The following is a 13,323-nucleotide window of genomic DNA, read 5'->3' on the forward strand; positions in this document are numbered from 1 at the left end:
CCGCCGCCGGTGGCGGCAGGATGGAGTCATGAAGCTCACCAAGAAGTCGCACGCCTGCGTCCGCCTCGAGAAGGACGGGCGGACGCTCGTCCTGGACCCCGGCGGGTTCAGCGAGGAGGACGCCGCGCTCGGCGCGGACGCGATCCTCGTCACCCACGAGCACCCCGACCACTTCGACGAGCCGCGGCTGCGCGCCGCGATGGAGGCCGACCCGGCCGCCGAGATCTGGACGCTGAAGTCCGTCGCGGAGAAGATCTCGGCGGCGTTCCCCGGCCGCGTGCACACCGTCGGCCACGGCGACACCTTCACCGCCGCCGGTTTCGACGTACAGGTGCACGGCGAGCTGCACGCGGTGATCCACCCGGACATCCCGCGCGTCACCAACGTCGGCTATCTCGTCGACGGCGGCAAGGTCTTCCACCCCGGCGACGCCCTCACCGTCCCCGACCACCCCGTCGAGACGCTGATGCTCCCGGTCATGGCGCCGTGGAACAAGATCTCCGAGGTGATCGACTACGTCCGCGAGGTGAAGCCGCGGCGCGCCTACGACATCCACGACGCGCTGCTCACCGACCTCGCCCGGCCGGTCTACGACCGCCAGATCGGAGAGCTGGGCGGCTCGGAGCACCTGCGGCTGACCCCCGGGGACTCCGCGCGGGTGTGAGGCGACCGGGCCCGGGGCGGGGAGGGGCTGTCAGTGCCGCCCGGTAAGTTGTGGGACATGCGCATCGCGACCTGGAACGTGAACTCGATCACCGCCCGCCTGCCGAGGCTGCTCGCCTGGCTGGAGAGCAGCGGCACCGACGTGCTCTGCCTCCAGGAGGCCAAGGTCGCCGAGGAGCAGTTCCCCTTCGACGCGCTGCGCGAGAAGGGCTACGAAGCGGCGGTGCACGCCACCGGCCGGTGGAACGGGGTGGCGGTGCTCTCCCGCGTCGGCATCGAGGACGTCGTCAAGGGCCTGCCCGGCGACCCGGGCTACGAGGGCCTCCAGGAGCCCCGCGCGATCTCCGCCACCTGCGGCCCGGTCCGCGTCTGGTCGGTGTACGTGCCCAACGGCCGCGAGGTGGCGCACGCCCACTACGCCTACAAGCTCCAGTGGCTGGAGGCGCTGCGCGCGGCCGTCGAGGGCGACGCGGCCGGGAGTCGCCCGTTCGCGGTGATGGGCGACTACAACGTCGCCCCGACCGACGACGACGTCTACGACCGCGCCGCCTTCGACGACTCCACCCACGTCACCCCCGCCGAGCGCGCCGCCCTCGCCTCCCTGCGCGGCGCCGGCCTGTCCGACGTGGTCCCGCGCCCGCTCAAGTACGACCACCCCTTCACCTACTGGGACTACCGCCAGCTCTGCTTCCCCAAGAACCGCGGCATGCGCATCGACCTGGTGTACGGGAACGAGCCGTTCGCCAAGGCGGTCACCGACTCGTACGTCGATCGCGAGGAGCGCAAGGGCAAGGGCGCCTCGGACCACGCACCGGTCGTGGTGGACCTGGACGTCTAGGCGGCGTCCCGTCCGCCTCGCCGCCCTCGTCCTGCCCGCTTCTGCGTGCCCTGTGGTGTGCGAGGCGGTACGAATGACAGTCTGGAGGTATGAACTTCCCCTTCCTGGGCAAGCGGCGCCACGATCCTCGGGCTCATGACGCCGAGGGCATCGGTGAGCTGCTCGCCGACTGCGACCTGCTGCGTTCGCGGGCGCTGCGGGAGGGGGTCGGACTCGACGACTCCGCCCTCTCGTTGGAGCAGCTCGACCAGGTGCTGCCGCGCTGGCGCGGCGACGAGGACGTCCTCACCTGGCTCGGCAACGACGCGGGGCTCTACCTGGGCACCGTGATCGTGCGTACCGTCCCCGGCGCCGCCTGGACCATCCGCTCCGACGGGCAGCCCGTCGTCCGGCTCGCCTCCGGCCGGGAGTTCGACGTGGTGGCGTCCGGTCACGCGTGGGCGGCGACCGGGGTGCCCGAGCTGTCGCAGCTGTACGGCGAGGTCGCGGAGGCGTGATCCTCCGGCGGGCCCCTCCCGCGTGGCGCTCCGGCCGTCCGTGCCACCGGCCCCGGCCGTCCGTGCCCCCGGCCCCCGGCCGTGCCCCCACCGCTGACGTCGGGGCCGGCCCTGCCAGGGAAGTCCCCGACTGTCCGGGCGGCGCCCGGCAGGGGATCATGCGCCGGTGACCACAGAGTTCCCCGCCCTGTCCGTCCGTCCCGCGCGCGCCGCGGACCACCCGCGCGTGGTCCGGGCCCTCGACGCCTGGTGTCCGGGGCCGCCCGGCGCCGGCGCGCACCCGGCCAGGTCGCGGCTCCTCTTCGAGGACATCCTCGCGACCTGCTGCACCGCCGAGGACGCCGACGGCGCACTCGTCGGCCTCCTGATCGGTTCCCTCTCCCAGACCGACCGGCGCACGGCACACCTGCACCACGTCGCCGTCGCCCCGAGGGCGCGCCGGCGCGGTGTGGCGACCGCGCTGTGCGAGAGGTTCTTCTCCGTGGCACGGGACGGAGGCCGGCGCCTGGTCCGCTGCGAGACGGCCGTCGGCGCCGGCGCGGCCCTCCAGGCGCGGCTCGGGTGGGTGCCGTCGCCCGGCACGCCCCACGCGGTGCTCGACCTCGGCACGACCCCGCCGGACGGCGGCCCGGGCCCCGCCGGCGCGATCGGCACGGGTTCCGCCCTCCGGCTCAGGATCCTGGGACCCGTCTTCGCGCTGGAGCACCGCGCGGACCTCCGGGAGCCCGCCGACGCGGACTGGCACGCCCTGGTGCGGGCCCCGGAGGGGCTCACCGTCATCCGGGAGGCGTCCCCGGCGACACCCGAGGAGGAGCGGTGGACCGGGCTGTACGACGCCGACGCCGGCCACGGGCTGGACGTCCCGGGACTGCTGGCCGCGGTGATCACGCCCCTGGCCGGCGCGGCCGTGCCGGTCTTCGTCGCCTCCACCTACCACGCGGACCTGGTGCTGGTGCCCCGATCGCTGCGGCAACGGGCGTACGCCGCCCTGCGGAGCGCGGGGCACCAGGTTCTCGGCCCGGTGCCCTGAGTCTTCGGTCCGCGGCGAAGTCACGTCCCTCACCTGCGACTTCACGCCGGTTCGGCGCTTCCGGTGGCGGTTACCACCGGGTTCGGCAATGATCGCTCGCATGGTGGCTTCGGTGACGAACATGACCGTGGACTGTGCGAACGCGTACCGACTGGCCCAGTTCTGGAGCGAGGTGACCGGCCGTCCGCTGGACGCCGAGGACGAACCGGACGACCCCGAGGCGGAGATCAAGCTGGCGAACGGCCTGGCGCTCCACTTCAACGAGGTGCCCGAGCCGAAGGCGGGCAAGAACCGGCTGCACCTGTGCCTGCGCCCCGACACCTCGCGCGAGGCGGAGGTCGAGCGGCTGCTGGCCCTGGGCGCCACCCTGGTGGACGACCGGCGGAAGCCGAACGGCTGGGGGTGGGTCGTCCTCGCCGACCCCGAGGGCAATGAGTTCTGCGTCCTGCTGTCTGAATCGGAACGCTCCGCGCTGCCCCCCGCTTCCTCGGAGTAGCGCATGGGGTTGATACCGCGTCACCGATCGATCATTGCCGTGACAATGGCCTGAACTGGCTTTTCCGTGGGTGATGTTGACAACGGGTGCTCGCGATCTCAGGATCTAAGACGGCGTCACCGGCGGCCGACAGGCCCGACCCGAGCGTGATGCCCGCGCAGGTGAATCGTTCACCCGGTGCGCGACTGCCGTAGTGCACGGCTGGAATAATCGTCTAACGGGGAGAATGTCGTGAACGAGAACGACAGCGAGATCACGTACACCGTGGTGGTCAACGACGAGGAGCAGTACTCCATATGGCCCACGGGTCGTGAGGTTCCCGACGGTTGGCGCGAGGTCGGTGTGACGGGCACGAAGCAGGAATGCCTGGCCCACGTGGAAGAGGTCTGGACCGACATGCGCCCGCTGAGCCTGCGCAACGCGATGGCCGAGTAACCGGCCGACGATCGACCAGGGGCCGGCCGCGGCCCCGCGACGGGGGACCGCGGCTTCCTGCTCCTTTTCCGTCTTTCCGCACGATCCGCCGATCGTTCCCCAAGAGAACGAGGTCGGCCCATTCGTGCGCGATTCAACAATTGCACGCCCAGAAGCAGGTAAACCGAAGCATCATCGGTAACGGGGGATCGGCATTGTCCGACACACGCTTCACCGGACGGCAGGAAGAACTGACCACCCTCGCGGGAGCCCTCAGAAATCGGCGGGACCGGCCCGGACTCATCAGAATTCCGGGAGAAGCGGGAGTGGGGAAGACCCGCCTGCTGACGGAATTCCTGGACCTCGCCACCGAGATCCCGGACGCCACCGTGGTGGCCTGCACCGCGGCCGAACGCCAGCAGGGCCCCTTCGAATCCCTCACCTCGCTCCCGCCGCTGCGTGAACTCGTCGGCCCCGGTGGCCTGATGCTGCTGGTCGACGACCTGCACGACGCCACGCACCGGATCAACATCGCCCTGGAGCAACTGCTCCGCCACTCGCCGCGCACCGACATCACCCTGGTACTGGCGTACCGGCCCCGGGGCATCGCCAACCGGCTGCTCGCCGCACTCGGGGGCGCGCAGGCGCAGTGGGACGTCGACGAACTCCCGCTCACCGGTCTGAGCCGCGAGGCGGCCGAGGAACTCTTCCCGGACCACCTGTGCGGACGCCACCAGATGACGCTGCACCAGGAGAGCGGCGGCAATCCGCGCTACCTGGACCTCCTGACGTCGCTCTGCCGGGGCCCCGGCTGCCGCGGGGAGTCCCTGCTGCGGACCGAAGCCGAGATCCCCGTCGAACGCGCCGCGCCCGTGCTGATGGACCTCGACCGGGTCTCCGACACCGCCCGGCTCGTCGCCCAGGCCGCCGCGGTCGTGGGGGACACCTTCGAACTCGAAGTCGCCTCCGCCGTAGCCGAGATGGACCACCCGACCGTGCTGGTCGCCCTCGACGAACTGCTGGCCCGGGACCTGGTCCGGCCGGACTCCGTGCCCGCCCGCTTCGTCTTCCGCCACTCCGTCGTACGCGGCGTCATCTTCCGCACCACGCCGGACGGCTGGCGGCTCGGGGCACACGCCCGGGCCATCGACGCGCTGCACAGCCGCAACCAGCCCGCCGTCCGCATCGCCGAGCACGTGGAGCGGGTCGGCGGCGAGGGACCGGAGCGCGGCGCGGCCCTGACCGCCGCCGCCCGGGCCATCGAGCTGAGCGATCCGGACACCGCGGCCGCCTGGTACCGCACGGCACTGCGGCTCACCGGCGACGGCTCCGAGCACCGTGAGCGCCGGCGCGTCCTGCTCTCCGCACTGGCCCGCGGCGCCGTGCTGACCGGACGCCTCGGCGACGGCTGGGAAGCGCTGCGCCGGCGCGACGCGCTGACCGAGTCCGAGGCCGGGGCCGACGCGGACGCCGGTGCCGACGCGGCCGTGGCGATCGAGTGCCGGGCCGTCCTCGCCCAGTACGCCGGCCGGTACACCGAGGCGCGCGCCATGCTGCACCGCGCGGTCAGCCGCAGCGACACCCCGGTGGGCGCCAGCCGGCTGCGGCTCGCCCTGGCGGCCACCAGCGTCTGGGACACGGGCTGGGAGTGGTCCGAGGACGCGCTGCTCGGAGCCGTGGGCAGCGGCGACCAGATGCTGCAGTCGCTCGCCCTCGCCATCCACGCCTCCACCGCGCTGGCCAGGGGAGCCTCGGTGACCGCCGGGCGCAGCGCCGCCGAGGCCGCCCAGATCCTCGACCGGCAGACCGACGACCAGCTCGCCCGCGGCCTCGACGCCGTGTGGCAGCTCGGCTTCGCCGAACTGCACCTCGAACACCTCGCCCCGGCCCTGCGGCACTTCTCCCGCGGCCTCGCGCTCAGCAAGGCCTACGGCCAGTGGCAGTCGACGATCCCGCTGCTCGTCGGGCTCGGTACCGTCCACCTGCGGCAGCGGCGGCTGGAGAGCGCCCAGAGCCACGCCGAGCAGGCGATCCAACTGGCCCGGAGCCCGGGCTGCGAGGACCTGCTCGCCATGGCCCTCACGCTGCGCGCCCAGACGGCGCTGGCGGAGGGCGCGGTGCTCAACTCGCTCGCCGACAGCCGTGCCGCCTGCGAGGCGGTCACCCCGGACAGCCCCACCTGGCGCCACGCCCGGCTGGCGCAGGCCGCGACGCTGCTGGCCCACGGCGACCCCGCCGACTGCCTGGCCGCCGTGCTGGACGCCGGGGGCGGACCGGCGCTCCCCGAGCTTCCGATGTGGTGCCACCCTCGCGCCTACGACCTGCTGGGCCGCTCCGAGCTGGCCCTCGGCCGGCGGGAGCAGGCCCGCGCCTACGTGGCCCGGCTGCAGGCCGCGGCCGAGGCCGTGGACCTGCCGGGCAGCGCCGGAGCCGTCGCCACGGCCCGGGCCAGGGTCGCCGACGACCCCGCCGAGGCACTGGCCCACGCGCTGGAGGCCATCGACGCCGGCACCGCGGGCGAACAGGTGCTGGAGGCCGGCACCGGGCACCTGCTGGCGTCCCGGGCCCTGCTGGCACTCGGCGTACCCGCCGGGGCCGAGAAGCACCTCGACGCCGCCGAGGCGGTGGTCGAGGGCAGCGGCGTGCGCGACCTCGCGGCGTGGGTGCGGGAACTGCGCGCCGAACTGGAGACCGCCACCGCGGCGGGCGCCGGTGCCCCTGAGGAGCAGTTCATGCTCAGCCAGCGGGAGTTCGAGATCGCGAGTCTGGTCAGCCAGGGCCGCACCAACCGGCAGATCGCCCGCCAGCTCGACGTCAGCCACAAGACCGTGGAGACCCATCTCGGCCGCATCTTCACCAAGCTGAACGTCTCCTCGCGCGCCGAGATCGCGAGCATGGTCGGCCGTTCCTCGGTGATCGCCCGCCCCCGGCGGACCGCCGCCGTCCGCTGACCGACCCTCCCGTGGCGGACGCCGGTCCCTCTCCGGCGTCCGCCGCAGTCATGCCCGCACGCGGGCGCTCCACGGTACCGGCGCGGTGGTCGCGCTCCCTTCGCGCGGGACAGTCAGGGCAATGACCGACAGGTCCGACGGCCTCGGCGGTGACAGGCTGGACGCAGACTCTGAGGGCCGTCCCGACCCGCAACGGGCCCGGCATCACACAGGTTTCGATCCAGCGGAGGGATCTATGGGGGCCGTCGGCGTGGCCGCGAGCGACTTCATGGAGGACCGGATGAAAGGGCTCGCCGAGGAAACGGTCCGGGACGGCTTCGCCGTACTGCCGGGTGCGCAGGTGCGCCCGCTGCTCGCCCAGGGCGAGCTCACGGAGTTCGCCCGGTTCTGGACCGACCTCCCGCTCGACACGACCCTGCACGACGGCGGACGGTACCGGCAGCGCCGCTACGGCAGGCTGCGCGTCGAGATCCGCGACGACGGCACCGAGTTCGAGGTCCTGCCCCACACCACCTTCCGGCAGGACGGCATCCCGCTGTGGAAGGGCGCCGACCGCTCGTTCGCACCGGCCGGCGAGGACGCGCTGCTGCACCCGGCGATGACCGCCCTGGTCGGCTTCGACACCGGTCTGGCCCACACCATCACCGGCGGGCGGAGCTGGGAGGTGGGCATCCACCAGATCCGGATGATCGCCCACGCCGGCGAGGAGGGCCTGCCGACCCCCGAGGGCCGGCACCGCGACGGGCACTGCTACATCGGCATGCACCTGATCCGCCGGGAAGGCTGCGTGGGCGGTGAGTCGACGGTCCACCCGGACCGCGGCGAGGCGGTGCGGCTGACCCTCACCGAGCAGATGGACTCCCTCTTCGTCGACGACCGGCTCGTCACCCACGAGGTGTCGCCGACCCGCGCGGTGGGCGAACGGGCCGTGCGCGACATGCTGCTGGTCGACATCAACCCCATCGGCAGCGACGCGTGACCCGCCCGGCCGGCGTCGACGAGACCGAACTGCTCCGCTCCATGGTGGCCGTCCCGTCCTTCTCCGGGCAGGAGGCGGAACTGGCCGCCCTGCTCACCGAGCGGATGGCGGCCGCCGGCTTCGACACGCACGTCGACGCCGTCGGCAACGTCCACGGAGCCGTCGGCGACCCGGACGGGCCCGAGGTGATGATGCTCGGGCACATGGACACCGTCCCCGGGACCCTGCCGGTGCGCCGGGACGGCGACGTGCTCACGGGCCGCGGCTCCGTCGACGCCAAGGGCCCCCTGGCCGCCATGATCTGCGCCGCGGCCCGGCTGGCCGACCGCGTCCCCGGACGCCTGGTCGTGATCGGCGCCGTCGGTGAGGAGGCCACCTCGCACGGCGCCCGGCACCTCCTGCACCGGCCCGCCCCCGACGCCCTCCTGATCGGCGAACCCAGCGGCGCCCACTCCATCGGCATCGGCTACAAGGGCGTGTTCCGGTTCCGGACGGACTTCACCCGGCCTCCCGCCCACACCAGCTCCGACCAGCCGACCGCGGCCGAGGCGGCCTTCGCCTTCTGGCAGTCGCTGCGTGCCGTCCTCGCCCCCGACGACGCGGAAGCCCCGCTGTTCGAGCGCACGCTGCCCACCCTCGTGGCGACGGCCGCCGACCTGGAGCGGGCCACGGTCGAGGTCTCCTGCCGAACCCCGCTCGGCTTCGACGCCGCCGCTCTGACGTCCTGGCTCGCTGCGGTACCGGACAGCAGGGTCACGGTGATCGAGGAGGTGCCCGCCGTACGGGCCTCGCGGTCGAACCCGGTGGTGCGGGCGCTCGGCACGGCCCTGTCCCGCCGGGGGCGACGCCCCGTGCCCAAACTCAAACTCGGCACCTCCGACTGGAACGTGGTCGCCCGGCACTGGCCGGTGCCGACGGCCGCCTACGGCCCGGGCAACTCCCGGCTCTGCCACAGCGACGACGAACACATCGAGATCCCCGAGTACCTGGCCGCCGTCGACGTGCTGACCGACGCGCTGCCCCGGCTCGTCGACTCGCTGCGCTCTGCCCGGACTCACAAGGATGCCGCGCGCATGGGAAAGGGAGCGTCAGACCGTGACCGCACAAGCCAAGAAGCTGGCCGTCCTCACATCGAGAGTGCGACTGGAGGAGCGGCTGCTCCTCGCTGAACTCCGCCGCCGCGACATCGACTTCGAGCAGGTCGACACACGGAGGTTCCTCGTGCGGCTCGACAACGGGCAGCCGCTGCGGCTGCCCTACAGCGGCGCGCTCAGCAGGGAGATCTCCCACACCAGGAACCTCTACGCCTGCCGCCTCCTCGAACACGCCGGTGTCCCCGTCGTCAACAGCTCCCGCATCATCGGGCTGTGCGGAGACAAACTCCTCACGACCCTCGCCCTGCGCGACGGCGGACTGCCCACGATCCCCGCCCTGGCCGGGATGACCCCGGACGCCGTCCTCGACGAGCTGGACGGCTTCGGCTACCCGGCGGTCGTCAAGCCGCTCACCGGCTCCTGGGGCCGGCTGGCCGCGCGGATGCACGACCACGAGCAGGCGGAGGCCCTGCTCGAACACCGGGCGGCACTGTCCGGACCGCAGCACCAGATCACCTTCGTACAGCAGTACGTGGACAAACCCGACCGGGACATCAAGGCCTACGTGTTCGGCGGCGAAGTAGTCGGCGCCATCTACAAGGTCCGGCACGACCACTGGCGCACCAACACCGCCCGCGGCGGCCGCGCCGAGGTCTGCCCGCTCACCGACGACCTGGTCAAGGTGCTGCGGTCCACCGCCGACGCGATCGGCGAGGGCGTCCTCGGCGTGGACGTGATCGAGGACCGCGACGGCCGCCTCCACGTCAACGAGGTCAACCACACCCCCGAGTTCCACGGGGCGATCGACGTGCTCGACGTGGACCTGGTCGGCGCCTACGTCGACTACGTCATGAGCCGGCTCGAGCCGGAGGACGGCCGGTGAACCGGCTCGTGCCCGTCCCGGTCGCCGCCCCGCTGCCGTGCGCCGGGCAACTCCTGGAGGTGCCCGAGGGACGGTACGACTGGCTGCGCATCGAGGTGGGGGCCCCGGACCACGCCGAGACCGTCGGCACGGCGTGGCTGCACTACGCGCACGGCGTCGACCCGGAGCACTTCGTCGTCCCCGAAGGCGGCACCGGCCCCGTCTGGCTGCCGGTGCCGCGCAGGGACGCCCTGCGGGCCGTGCGGCTGCCGGCCGCCCCGGACCTCACCGTCCGGTCGATGACCGCGGTCGTCTCGCAGCACAGCACCGAGGAACGGAGGGCGGGGGCATGACCGACGCAGGCAGACTGGCCATGTTCGGCGGCGACCGCGTGGTCGGCAGACAGGACGCCACCAGGGAGCTGGTGGGCTGGCCGGTGGTGACCGACCGGGAGCACGAGGCGCTGCGCGGCGTCCTGGACGGCGGCCTGTTCACCTCCAACGACGCCGGCCGCGGCGAGGTCAGCGCGCTGCAGCGGGACTGGGCCCGCTACGTCGGCACCGCGCACTGCGCCGCGGTCGCCAACGGCACCGCGGCCCTCGAACTGTCCCTGGCGGCACTGGACATCGAACCCGGCGCGGAGGTCCTGGTGCCCGCGCTGACGTTCATCGGCAGCGCCGTGCCCGTTCTCCAGCGCGGCCTCGTACCCGTCTTCGTCGACATCGACCCGGTCACCTACACCATCGACCCCGTCGCGGCGGAGAAGGCCGTGACCGGCCGGACCCGAGCGGTCATCGCCGTGCACCTGCACGGGCTGCCCTGCGACATGGTCGCGCTGCGCGCCCTGGCCGAGCGGCACGGGCTGCACCTGGTCGAGGACGCCGCCCAGGCCCAGGGTGCCACCTACCACGGCCGGCGGACCGGCTCGCTCGGCGACATCAACGCCGTGAGCCTCAACGTCGTCAAGAACCTGCCCACCTGCGGCGAGGGCGGCCTGGTCACCACCGACGACGAGACACTGCACGAACGGGTCGTGCTCCACCGGCAGTTCGGCGAGGACCTGCGGGCCGGCCGGGAACGCGACTACCTCTCCCGGGTGCCGGCCGGCAACGAGAAGATGAGCGCGGTCCAGGCCGCCTTCACCCGCTGCCAGCTGGAGCGCCTCGACGACGACTCCGCCGCCCGGGACCAGGTGGTGCGGCGCTTCCTGGCGAGGCTCGACCGGCTCCCGGGAGTGACGGTGCCCACCTGCCCCGACGACCGCACCCACGCGTGGCACATCCTGCGGCTGCGCTTCGACCCCGTCGCCGCCGGCCGGCCCGGTCTGCCGGCCGGCGCGTTCCGGGCGACCGTGCAGCGGGCGCTGCGCGCCGAGGGCGTACCGGTGCAGCCCTACCAGGTGGTACCGCTGCCGGGACAGCCCGCCTTCCGCGGCCTGGACGTCCCGATCGACGCCTACGAGGTCAGCCTCGCCGTGATCGACGACTCGGTCACCCTCCAGCGCTGGCATCTCAACCCGCGCTGCGCACCGGTCCTCGACCTCGTCGCGCTGGCCTTCGAGAAGGTGTGGGACCGGCTGGACGACCTGGCTCCCGTGGCCGCCGCGATGGACCACCGGCCGCCGTGGCACCGGGTGACGAGCGGAGCCGCCCGATGAGCGCCGGAACGGACCCGGGCACCACCGCGAAGGACCGGACGGCGGCCGACACCGCCTACCGCGTCCGCGAACACGTGCTGCGCATGGGAGCCTGCGAGCACGGAGCGCACATCGGCGGAAGCCTCTCCTGCGCGGACGTCCTCGTGCACCTGTACACCGAGGTGCTGCGGCTGCGGCCCGACGAGCCCGACTGGCCGGACCGGGACCGGTTCGTGCTCAGCAAGGGACACGCCGCGCCGGCGCTGTACGCAGTGCTCGCCGAGACCGGTTTCCTCGACCCCGCCGAGCTGGAGACGTACACCCGGCCGGGCAGCCGGCTGGCGGGCCACCCCCTGGGGCGGCTGCCCGGCGTGGAGTTCCCCACCGGATCGCTCGGCCACGGGCTGTCGCTCGGTACCGGTGTCGCGCTGGCGATGCGCCGGCTCGGCCGCGACAGCCGTGCCTACGTGCTGCTCGGCGACGGAGAACTGCAGGAGGGCTCGGTGTGGGAGGCGGCGATGCTGGCCGCCCAGTACCGGCTGGGCAATCTGGTCGCGGTCGTGGACCGCAACAGCCTGCAGATCACCGGCGGCACCGAGGACTGCGTCGCGCTGGAGCCGCTCGCCGAACGGTGGCGCAGCTTCGGCTGGCACGCCGTCGAGGTGGACGGGCACGACCACACGGAGCTGCGCGCCGTCTTCGGGGCACCGCCCGCCGCCGACGGCCGGCCCACCGTGGTCATCGCCCGCACGGTCAAGGGGCGCGGTGTCGCCCTGTTCGAAGGAAAGAAGAAGAGCCACTCCGTCCAGCTCACTCCGCGGCTGTACCAGCGAGCGAGGGCGGGTCTGAGGGCAGGCAGGCAGCCATGAGCGAAGTGATCACCGACGCACCCGTACCGGCCCGGCCGGAGGCGGCCGAGCGTTACGCCGTCCCCACCCGGGAGGTCTACCGGCGCACCCTGCTCGAACTGGCCCGTGCCGATCCGCGGATCTTCTGCGTCGACTCCGACATGGGCGGACTGGAGGACGGCTTCGGGAAGGAGCTGCCCGGCCAGTACGTCAACGTGGGCATCGCCGAGGCCAACCTCATGGGCGTGTCCGCGGGGCTGGCCCACTCCGGGCTGCTGCCCTACGCCAACACCATCTCCTCCTTCGCCGCGAGCAGGGCGGCCGAGCAGGTGAAGATCGACGTGGCGGGCAACAACCTGCCCGTGCGCATCGTCGTGACCCACGCGGGGGTGTCCGCCGGGCACTACGGCCCCACACACCACGCGCTCGAGGACATCGCGCTGATCAGGCCGCTGCCCCACATGACCGTCGTCGTCCCGTGCGACGCGGCCGAGACCGAGGCCGCCGTCCGCGCCACCGCCGCCCTGCCGGGCCCGCTGTTCCTCCGGCTCGGCCGGGCGCGCACCCCGTCGGTCACCACGGAGCCGTACGGGTTCCGGCTCGGCGAGGCGCGTCTGCTGCGGGACGGGGACGACGTCACCCTGGTCGCCACCGGCCCGTACCCCGTGGTGATGGCCCTGGAAGCCGCCGAGCTGCTGGCCGGCCAGGGGTGCGAGGCGCGGGTGCTGAACATGCACACCGTCAAGCCGCTGGACGTGGCGGCACTGGGACTCGCGGCCCGTCAGACGCGGGGCCTGGTCACCGTGGAGGACCATGTGCGGGTCGGCGGGCTGGGGGCCGCCGTGTGCGAGGCGATCGCCGAGGACCACCCGTGTCCGGTGCGCCGGATCGGAGTACCGGACGGCTACCTCGACTTCGTCGCCGACGAGCGGAGCCTGCTGGAGCACGCGGGAGTGAGCCCCGAGCGGATCGCGGCGGCGGCGCACGACGTCGTCCGGCGGCGCGGGTGACCCCG

14 protein-coding genes are annotated in these 13,323 nt (G+C 73.2%); all 14 read left to right on the forward strand.

Going from position 1 to position 13,323, the window contains the following annotated elements:
• The first annotated feature begins 28 nt into the window (after window positions 1-28).
• The 14 genes from ACFIF2_RS04635 to ACFIF2_RS04700 all read left to right on the forward strand — a co-directional run bounded on the left by ACFIF2_RS04635 (window position 29) and on the right by ACFIF2_RS04700 (window position 13,318).
• Window positions 29-664: an MBL fold metallo-hydrolase gene (locus tag ACFIF2_RS04635; protein WP_395571178.1), complete on the forward strand. Its 636-nt coding sequence runs from the start codon at window positions 29-31 to the stop codon at window positions 662-664.
• Window positions 665-721: 57 nt separating this feature from the next.
• Window positions 722-1,501, forward strand: a complete 780-nt coding sequence (locus tag ACFIF2_RS04640; RefSeq protein WP_395571179.1) for an exodeoxyribonuclease III — start codon at window positions 722-724, stop codon at window positions 1,499-1,501.
• Between the two features lie 89 nt (window positions 1,502-1,590).
• On the forward strand, window positions 1,591-1,998 hold the full coding sequence (locus tag ACFIF2_RS04645) for a DUF6278 family protein (protein ID WP_395571180.1): 408 nt from the start codon (window positions 1,591-1,593) through the stop codon (window positions 1,996-1,998).
• A 166-nt stretch (window positions 1,999-2,164) separates the two neighbouring features.
• A complete protein-coding gene (locus tag ACFIF2_RS04650; protein WP_395571181.1) occupies window positions 2,165-3,028 on the forward strand; it encodes a GNAT family N-acetyltransferase in 864 nt (287 codons plus the stop codon).
• Between the two features lie 100 nt (window positions 3,029-3,128).
• Entirely contained in the window at window positions 3,129-3,524 is a 396-nt protein-coding gene (locus tag ACFIF2_RS04655) for a VOC family protein (protein ID WP_395571182.1), read from the forward strand.
• A gap of 231 nt (window positions 3,525-3,755) precedes the next feature.
• The gene (locus ACFIF2_RS04660) at window positions 3,756-3,959 is read left to right on the forward strand and encodes an MbtH family protein (protein ID WP_395571183.1); all 204 of its coding nucleotides are present in this window, start codon (window positions 3,756-3,758) and stop codon (window positions 3,957-3,959) included.
• Window positions 3,960-4,264: 305 nt separating this feature from the next.
• Window positions 4,265-6,889: a LuxR C-terminal-related transcriptional regulator gene (locus tag ACFIF2_RS04665; RefSeq protein WP_395571184.1), complete on the forward strand. Its 2,625-nt coding sequence runs from the start codon at window positions 4,265-4,267 to the stop codon at window positions 6,887-6,889.
• Window positions 6,890-7,124: 235 nt separating this feature from the next.
• Complete coding sequence (locus ACFIF2_RS04670) at window positions 7,125-7,868, forward strand: 2OG-Fe dioxygenase family protein (protein WP_395571185.1); 744 nt, start codon at window positions 7,125-7,127, stop codon at window positions 7,866-7,868.
• On the forward strand, window positions 7,865-9,037 hold the full coding sequence (locus ACFIF2_RS04675; protein ID WP_395571186.1) for a M20/M25/M40 family metallo-hydrolase: 1,173 nt from the start codon (window positions 7,865-7,867) through the stop codon (window positions 9,035-9,037). Before ACFIF2_RS04670 ends, ACFIF2_RS04675 begins: the two co-directional genes overlap by 4 nt.
• Window positions 8,964-9,845: a RimK family alpha-L-glutamate ligase gene (locus tag ACFIF2_RS04680; RefSeq protein WP_395571187.1), complete on the forward strand. Its 882-nt coding sequence runs from the start codon at window positions 8,964-8,966 to the stop codon at window positions 9,843-9,845. Before ACFIF2_RS04675 ends, ACFIF2_RS04680 begins: the two co-directional genes overlap by 74 nt.
• Window positions 9,842-10,177, forward strand: coding sequence for a hypothetical protein (locus ACFIF2_RS04685; RefSeq protein WP_395571188.1), 336 nt, complete (start codon window positions 9,842-9,844; stop codon window positions 10,175-10,177). The genes ACFIF2_RS04680 and ACFIF2_RS04685 overlap by 4 nt, the downstream gene beginning before the upstream one ends.
• A complete protein-coding gene (locus tag ACFIF2_RS04690) occupies window positions 10,174-11,481 on the forward strand; it encodes a DegT/DnrJ/EryC1/StrS family aminotransferase (RefSeq protein ID WP_395571189.1) in 1,308 nt (435 codons plus the stop codon). The genes ACFIF2_RS04685 and ACFIF2_RS04690 overlap by 4 nt, the downstream gene beginning before the upstream one ends.
• Window positions 11,478-12,329 (forward strand): transketolase, encoded by an 852-nt coding sequence (locus ACFIF2_RS04695; RefSeq protein ID WP_395571190.1) that lies wholly within the window; start codon window positions 11,478-11,480, stop codon window positions 12,327-12,329. The genes ACFIF2_RS04690 and ACFIF2_RS04695 overlap by 4 nt, the downstream gene beginning before the upstream one ends.
• The gene (locus ACFIF2_RS04700) at window positions 12,326-13,318 is read left to right on the forward strand and encodes a transketolase family protein (RefSeq protein ID WP_395571191.1); all 993 of its coding nucleotides are present in this window, start codon (window positions 12,326-12,328) and stop codon (window positions 13,316-13,318) included. Before ACFIF2_RS04695 ends, ACFIF2_RS04700 begins: the two co-directional genes overlap by 4 nt.
• The last annotated feature ends 5 nt before the right edge of the window (window positions 13,319-13,323 follow it).

This window comes from Streptomyces sp. BK79 (genome assembly GCF_044142145.1).
In the GTDB taxonomy this organism is placed as follows: domain Bacteria; phylum Actinomycetota; class Actinomycetes; order Streptomycetales; family Streptomycetaceae; genus Streptomyces.